Below are 7,304 nucleotides of genomic sequence, written 5' to 3' on the forward strand. Positions count from 1 at the left end.
GGGCAGACTCGCCTGCCTTGTGCTTCTCCACCCGCAGGGGCAATATCAGCCCAACAGCAGGTAATATCGTCAATCGCTGTCGAGAGATGCGGGGCAAGATGAACGAGGGCGCTCCTTTGAGAAGCGGGAAGAAGCTGTTCCATTCTCAATGGCCGAAACGTGAGGCGGGCTCGCGGCTGGTCGGGGGATGCGATCCCTACCATGAGCCGCGCTTCAAGTTCTCCAAGGAGAGCAGCTTCTTTACGATCGGGTCGTGCTTTGCCCGAAACATCGAAGAGTATCTGGGACGCGCCGGCGTCCGGGTCGCTACATACGACCTTGATTTCCCGAACAGCGAGTTGAAGGCGAACTCCAGGCGCAACGATCTGCTTGTGAAGTACACGCCCGGGTCGATCCACCTGGAGATCGCGTCAGCGTTCGGACGCGTAGATCCGCTTCCTGATGAAAGGTACCTCGTCGCCACCGACAAGAACGGCGGCTACCATGACGTCATGCTGCCGTTCGATTACCCGGCCGTGACGCTGGAGCGGGGGATGGAACGGCGCAGGCAGATAAGGGAGCTGTTCGCGGGCATCGCCAATGTCTCCGTCGTCGTTATCACGCTGGGCTTGATCGAGCACTGGTACGACAACGAGCTTGGCATCTACATCAATTCTCGGCCTGGTCCCCGGGTGGAGAAGCTCTACCCCGGGCGGTTCGCGTTCAGGCAGCTGGATCTTGCGGAAAATCGCGCATTAGTCGAGGCGTCTCTCGATATCGTTCATGACGTAAACCCGTCTGCGCATGTCATCCTCACAACTTCTCCGGTCCCGCTCGGTCGTACATTCACCGAGGACGACGTCATCGTCGCCAATGCCTATTCGAAGGCGGTCCTTCGTGTGATCGCGCAGGAGATGGCCAGGAAATACTCGTTCGTCGACTATTTCCCGAGCTATGAAATCGTAACCATGTCTCCTCCGGACATGGCTTGGGAGCAGGATCTCCGACACGTCAGGGACACGATGGTCGGCGAGGTGATGAAGAAGTTCTTCGCCAGCTATTTCACAGGGGATGACGCGGCGAAGGCCGAGGACGCGACGGCGGCCTATGCAAAAGCCAAGAACGATCTCGATGCAGGTCGTGCGGAGGAGGCGTTCAAGGCGTTCAAGGCCCTTGAGCCAAACTTCGCCGACGACCGCTCCTTCTGGCTCTCCTATTGCCTGGCGGCGGTCGAGGCCAAGAAGGCCGAGGAGGCGGATCGGGTATCGCTCGTCCTCATGGAGAAGAACCCCGGTCCGTGGGCGGAGATTCTCCGCGGCAGAGCCTTGGCGCTCGGCGGAGACTACTCGTCCGCGCTGTCTCTCATTCGCAAGGCGCGAGAGAACCCGCGCACCGCTATCCACGCCAGCGGCTGGGAGATGCAGGTCGGCCGCGACATGGGAGACGCTCAGGTCGAACTGGCAGGCGCGCTGTCCGCCGCTGACGCCATCCTCAGCGACCAGACGGCGGCGGCTAAGAAGCGCTGGGTCACGAAACGAATGGTCGCTGTGCTCGCGGCTGCCGGTCGTAGCGACAAGCTGAATGAGTTGCGGCCGTTCCTGCCCGCTGAGGCGGTCCCGGCCTGACGCCCTCTTGGGCTGGCCCTCCGCGGCCAGCCCCCATGTCCTTCAGCTGCGCCCGCGACCCGTCCGCCCTGGGGGCCGACGCTGGATCTTTTCAGGTCGGAAGGCGACGAGCGGCGGCCCAGCTCAAGCGCCGTCGTGGTCGCCCGGCTTCATCCGCAACTGAGCAGCGGCAAGACTTTCCGCGCTCCTGCCTGGGGCGACACGCGCCTGCGGCGAGCGCGTGTTCAGACGCCACCATGAGCGGCCGGCGAACGGCGGCGACTGGAGGCCGCCGTCCGCCGGCGGGGCTCAGGTCCGCCAGGGGTGGGACGGCAGTTCGGCGGAGCCGAGCGCCTGCGCGCCTGCGAGCGCGACTGCGTGGTCATTGTCGACGGAGCTGCCGCTGACGCCGATCGCGCCGACCATCACGCCGTTCTCGTCGACGATCGGCAGGCCGCCCGGGAAGGTGATGAGGCCGCCATTCGAGTGCTCGATGCCGTAAAGCGAGCCGCCGGGCTGCGACAGCTTGCCGATTTCGCCGGTCGGCATGCCGAAGAACACCGCGGTCTTCGCCTTCTTGATCGCGATGTCGATGCTCCCGACCCAGGCGTCGTCCATCCGGCGGAACGCCTTGAGGTCGGCGCCGGAGTCCACCACCGCGATGCACATGAAGGTGTCGATCTCGCGGGCCTTCTCGACGGCCCTGGCGATCGCGCGCTCGGCGTTCTCGATTGTCACGTGCATGGCATTCTCCTTCTGGCCGGTGATGCGCCGGAGATAGGGCGCAGCCGGCGGCGAGCGATGCCGGCGCGCGAGATCGGCCGCCCGTGGCGGCGCCGCGTCTCCGGCGACGGCGGCGGTCCGCCTTACAGGCGCAAAAGCTCGTCCAGCATCGGCGGCAGCGCGCCGTCCGCGAGCGGCTTGCCGATGCATGGCCGCCCTCGGAACGCCGGATCGATGTCCTCCCGGTTGTGACCGGTGAGGAACAGGAAGGGAATCGACCGGCCGGCGAGCTCGGCGGCGAGCGGGTAGGTGGCTTCGTCGGCGAGGCGCAGGTCGAGAACGGCGGCGTCGATCGTCGAGGTCTCCAGCAGGCGTCGCGCCTTGGCGAGCGTCGGGACCGGACCGACGACCTCGAAACCCGCCCCGCTCAATTGATGCGCCACGGCGTCGGCGATCAGCCATTCGTCCTCGACGACGAGGACGTAACGCCCCCTCCGCGAAGCTCCCTGTGATGATCCGGTCACCGACGTCACCTCAGTCCTTCAGCGGGATCTTGAGCTTCACGATCAGTCCGTCAGGCGCGAAATCGACCTGCGCCTCGCCTCCAAGGCCGTACTCGATCTCGCGCCGTATGAGCCTGAGCCCGAAATTGTCCTTCTTGGGCATCTCCACCGGCGGGCCGTCCCGCTCCCTCCAGAGAAACGTCAGGACGCGCTCGGCTTCGCCGTCCGCCGACCATTCGATCTCGAGCCGGCCGTCCGACTTGGAAAGCGCGCCATACTTCGCGGCGTTCGTCGCCAGTTCGTGCGCCACCATGGCGAGCGACAGGCCCTGCTTCGGCTTGAGCCGAACCTCAGCGCCATTGATCTGCATCCTGTCGGTTCCGAACGGCGACAGCTCCTGCACGACCAGCTGACGGAGGGAGGCGTCGGTCCATTGCTCGCGGGACAGCAGTTCGTGGCCGCGCGCCATGGCGTACAGGCGGCCGACGAGGGACTCGTAGAATTGCTCCGGGGAGGTCGTCCGCGTCATGGTCTGCTGAGCGATGCTGATGACCACCGCGAGCATGTTCTTCACGCGGTGGTTTAGCTCCGCGATCAGAACCTTCTGGTGCTCCTCCGCCTCGGCCAGATTGGTGACGTCGAGGAACGCGACGACGACGCCGTCGATCCGCGTGTCCGAGTTCCGATAGGGCAGGATGCGGGCCAGATAATGCGCCCCCTGCGCGTCCCGCAGCTGGTGCTCGATGAGCTCGCCCGTCTCGAACACCCGCTGGATCTGCTCCTTCAGCCCGGCATGCGCGATCTGCCCCGCAAGGTCGGTCAGCGGACGGCCGATGTCGGCCGGAATCAGGCGGAAGAAGGTGGAGGCGGCCGGCGTGAAGATGCGGATCACCAGATTGCGGTCGAGGAAGATGGTCGCAATCTGCGAGCTCTCGAACAGGTTCCTGAGATCGCTGTTGGCGTGGTCGAGTTCTTCGATCTTCTGGTTGAGCTCGGCGTTGATCGTGCTGAGCTCCTCGTTCAGAGACTGCATCTCCTCCTTCGACGCTTCGAGCTCCTCATTGCTGGACTGCGCTTCCTCGTTGATGGAGACCAGCTCCTCATTCGAGGATTTCAGTTCCTCGAGCGCGGTCTCGTACTGCTCGATGGTCGCCTGCAGGCGTTCCCGTGTGTCCCGGAGCTCGCGCTCCAGCTCCGCCGAGGTGGCGTCGCCCGATCCGTGACCGGATTCGCCATCCTCCGACCACGGCCGCTCGGCGCCGTGATCCTGAAACAGGATCAGGAAGAGCGGCTCCGCGTCGGCGCGGTTCTCCAGCGGCTCGACGGTCAGGGTGATCATCTGGATTCGGCCGTCATCGCCCTCGACGGCGATGTTGTCGCGGACCGCCTGCTGACGGCTCTCAACCGCCTCCCGGAGCGCCGCTCGCAGGTCGCGCCTGAGGCCCTTCCGGGCCATCGTCATCAACTGGTGGCTAGGCACGCCGGCGGGCGGCTCGAGGTACCTCCCGGTCCGTGCCGAGTAATGCACGACGTCGCCTTCGGCGTTGACCACCACATGGGCGGGCGCGAAGCGTTCGAGCAGCTGTGAATCGACCGCCTGCCTCAGGCGGGACGGGTTGCGGTCCGGCCGCCAGTCCCGACCGGTGTGCTGCCTGGGGCGGGCGTTCTGCAGCAGACCGGTCGGCAGGCGCAGCATCGCGGCCGGATGGTCGCGGCTCTGGAAGATGCGGTGCTTCTTGTCGAGCGTGGCGAACAGCTGTCCGTGCTTGCGGATGTGCTCGGACGTGCCGAGAAACAGAAAGCCGCCGGTCTTCAGCGCGTAGTGGAACGTCGGCAGCATCCGCTCCTGCACGTCGGGCCCGAAATAGATCAGCAGGTTGCGGCAGGAGACCATGTCCATGCGCGAGAATGGAGGGTCGCGGATGACGCTGTGCGACGAGAAGATGCACATGTCGCGCACCTCCCGGTTGACCACATAGCTGCTGCCGTCCTGCGTGAAGAAGCGCTCGCGCCGGGCCGGCGCCACGCCTTCCAGCAGGGTCTCCGGATAGCGTCCGCTGCGCGCCACCGACAGCGCCGGCTCGTCGATGTCAGTCGCGAAGATCTGCACGTGGCGCTTCGCGCCGCTCGCCGCCATGCGCTCGCGCATCAATATGGCGAGCGAGTAGGCCTCCTCGCCCGTCGCACATCCCGGCACCCACACCCGGATCGGGTCTTCGGGAGCGCGGCTTTCGAACAGCGGCCTAACGACCAGCGCTTCCAGCGACTCATAGGCTCCCGGATCGCGGAAGAAGTTGGTGACGCTGATCAGCAGGTCGCGAAACAGGTTCCGGACCTCCGCGCGGTCCTCGCTGAGCCGCGTGGCGTAGGCCGCCATCGTGTCGACCTGCACCACTTGCATGCGGCGGCGGACGCGCCTCAGGAAGGTCCTGGTCTTGTAGCCCGAGAAATCGTGCGAAGCCTGCTCACGCAGGATGGCGTAGATCGCCTCCTTCGCCTGCTGAAGCTCCCTGTCGGTTTCGTCCAGCCCAGCCTTGATCATGCTGTCCAGCATGCCGAGGCCGCGCTCGAACGCGACCAGCTTCTCGCCCATCTCCTCGGCCGGCGTGGCGAAATCGATCAGGCCGCTCGAGATCGCGCTGTCCGGCATGGCGGGATGCCGCGGCCGCGTCCCGTCCGCCGTCTGGGCAAGCGTCAGCCCGCCGCGCTCCTTGATCGCCTTGACCCCGAGGGTGCCGTCGCCGTCGCCCCCCGACAGGATCACCCCGACCGCATATTCCCCCTGATCCTTGGCGAGCGCGGCGAAGAAGATGTCGATCGGCTTGCGCTCGCGATGCACTGCGTTCAGCCCGCGCATCCGGAGCGCGCCGCTCTCGATCCAGAGAATTGCGTTCTGTGGCATCACATAGATGTTGCCGGGTTCGACCCGCAGGCCGTCCTGGGCGACGGCGACCGGCATCGCGCTGTAGCGCGCCACGATCTCGTGCAGCAGGCTCTCGCGCTCGGGGCTCAGATGCGTGACGATCACGAAGGCGAGGCCGCATTCCGCCGGGAACGGCCGGAAGAAGCTCTCCAGCGCCTGGATGCCGCCCGCGGAGGCCCCGATGCCGACGATTGGAAAGCGCTGCGGCTCAGACGACATGGGCTTCTCCAGCCCAGAGGTCTGAGCGGCGCGGCACCCCCGCGCCTTGTTACCTAGCACGCCGGGCGCCGCCGCACATGGGGCCCGCGTCTCGGCGGCCGGGCAAAGGCAGGGAGCCGCCGCGCCTCCGGTCAGCGCGGGAGTCCTGGAGGAAGCCTCCGCCGGCTGGCGGGGAGAGGGGCCGCTTTCCGGGCCGCTCTCCCCTGGACGATCAGAACAGCAGGCTCAGGGCGTGGTCCGTCGTGCCGCCGTCGCCGGCGAGATCGCCCAGGACGGTGTCGCTGCCGAACAGATGGCCAAGGCCGAGGCCGTCGTCATTGGCGAGATTGTAGATCACGCCGCCGGGGCCTGCGATGTCCTGCCCGACGTCGCCGACCGTGTTGCCGTCGCCCGCCGTGAGGTCGTCCGTTACGCCGCTATTGCCGAAGAGGTCGCCGAGGACCGTGCTGCCGTCGTCGATCGAGCTTTGGACTCCCGTCGGGTCGGGGCTGTTCTGAAGGTCGTCGAGAACGCCCCCCGGGCCGCTGACGTCCTCGAGCGCCGCGTGCAGAACGCCGTCCAGTGCTGTCGAGCTCATGCTTTCCTCCGGTGCTGGTTGCAATCGGCGGGCGAGAACGCCTCGACCGCCACGCCGGGAAGTAGTCGGAAGCGCGCGTTTTCAATTGAGCACTTCCTGCGCTGGTAAACACAGCGTCAACCACTGGCCACCAAGAGTCAGTCAAGCTATTTCACAAATGAGTATGTGATTTAAGCGCGACGCTAGGTCGTATGAAGAAGCGTGCAGGGCGCGTTAAGACAAAAGTATTATTGTCAGACTTTTCGTCGCCTATGCCATAGAACGGATTTGATGAACCGGAGAATTAAGCATCCTACATCCGCTAATCTGGAGCTGGGAGCATCATAACTGCGAAAGACACTGCGATGGATGCAGAAGACGCGCGCTGCAATTGGGCCGCCGCCGCGCCGGTGCGCCGGGGTTCTCCGCTCAGGCGCTCCATCCCTGCCGCCTATCCCGTCAGGCCGACTGACCGTATGGATCGCCGCCGCAGAGCAGGTGATCATTTGATGATATTGTAGGCCTGCCGCTTTCCTGATCGCTCTTATTGCGGTGCATGATAGTCATGCTAGCGTCACAAACGACGCCGATCGGCGTCCCGGGACGCAGCGCGTTGGTCAGCGGGGGACAATGACGGAGCAGGTTCAGGCGGCGCGGCCATCACGTTTATCGTCTCATTTGCGTGCTTTGGAGGCGGAGTCGGTTCACATCATTCGGGAGGTTGCGGCTGAGTTTCGCAATCCTGTGATGTTGTATTCGATCGGCAAGGACTCCTCGGTGATGCTTCATCTTGCGAT

5 protein-coding genes and 1 pseudogene are annotated in these 7,304 nt (G+C 65.3%); 2 read left to right on the forward strand and 4 right to left on the reverse strand.

The window, feature by feature from the left end; translation table 11 throughout:
* Positions 1-98 precede the first annotated feature (98 nt).
* A complete protein-coding gene (locus VM780_RS08070; protein WP_325446745.1) occupies positions 99-1,604 on the forward strand; it encodes a GSCFA domain-containing protein in 1,506 nt (501 codons plus the stop codon).
* A gap of 288 nt (positions 1,605-1,892) precedes the next feature.
* On the opposite strand, the gene VM780_RS08075 is transcribed toward VM780_RS08070, so the two are convergent.
* From VM780_RS08075 to VM780_RS08090, 4 genes are all read right to left on the reverse strand, one after another.
* Positions 1,893-2,327, reverse strand: a complete 435-nt coding sequence (locus VM780_RS08075; protein WP_325446746.1) for a heme-binding protein — start codon at positions 2,325-2,327, stop codon at positions 1,893-1,895.
* Positions 2,328-2,449: 122 nt separating this feature from the next.
* Entirely contained in the window at positions 2,450-2,830 is a 381-nt protein-coding gene (locus VM780_RS08080) for a response regulator (RefSeq protein ID WP_325446747.1), read from the reverse strand.
* A gap of 10 nt (positions 2,831-2,840) precedes the next feature.
* A complete protein-coding gene (locus VM780_RS08085; RefSeq protein WP_325446748.1) occupies positions 2,841-5,951 on the reverse strand; it encodes a CheR family methyltransferase in 3,111 nt (1,036 codons plus the stop codon).
* A 211-nt stretch (positions 5,952-6,162) separates the two neighbouring features.
* Positions 6,163-6,528, reverse strand: coding sequence for a hypothetical protein (locus VM780_RS08090; protein WP_325446749.1), 366 nt, complete (start codon positions 6,526-6,528; stop codon positions 6,163-6,165).
* A 609-nt stretch (positions 6,529-7,137) separates the two neighbouring features.
* Between VM780_RS08090 and VM780_RS08095 the strand changes: the two are divergent.
* A pseudogene (locus VM780_RS08095) lies at positions 7,138-7,304 on the forward strand (sulfate adenylyltransferase small subunit); the annotation flags it as partial.

The sequence above is a fragment of the Hansschlegelia sp. genome (assembly GCF_035538955.1).
GTDB lineage: Bacteria > Pseudomonadota > Alphaproteobacteria > Rhizobiales > Methylopilaceae > Methylopila.

Excerpts from the sequence above, each read along its gene's own strand:
- VM780_RS08070 (WP_325446745.1), top strand. The coding sequence starts at position 99 with ATGAACGAGGGCGCTCCTTTGAGAAGCGGGAAGAAGCTGTTCCATTCT.
- VM780_RS08075 (WP_325446746.1), bottom strand. The coding sequence starts at position 2,327 with ATGCACGTGACAATCGAGAACGCCGAGCGCGCGATCGCCAGGGCCGTC.
- VM780_RS08085 (WP_325446748.1), bottom strand. The coding sequence starts at position 5,951 with ATGTCGTCTGAGCCGCAGCGCTTTCCAATCGTCGGCATCGGGGCCTCC.
- VM780_RS08090 (WP_325446749.1), bottom strand. The coding sequence starts at position 6,528 with ATGAGCTCGACAGCACTGGACGGCGTTCTGCACGCGGCGCTCGAGGAC.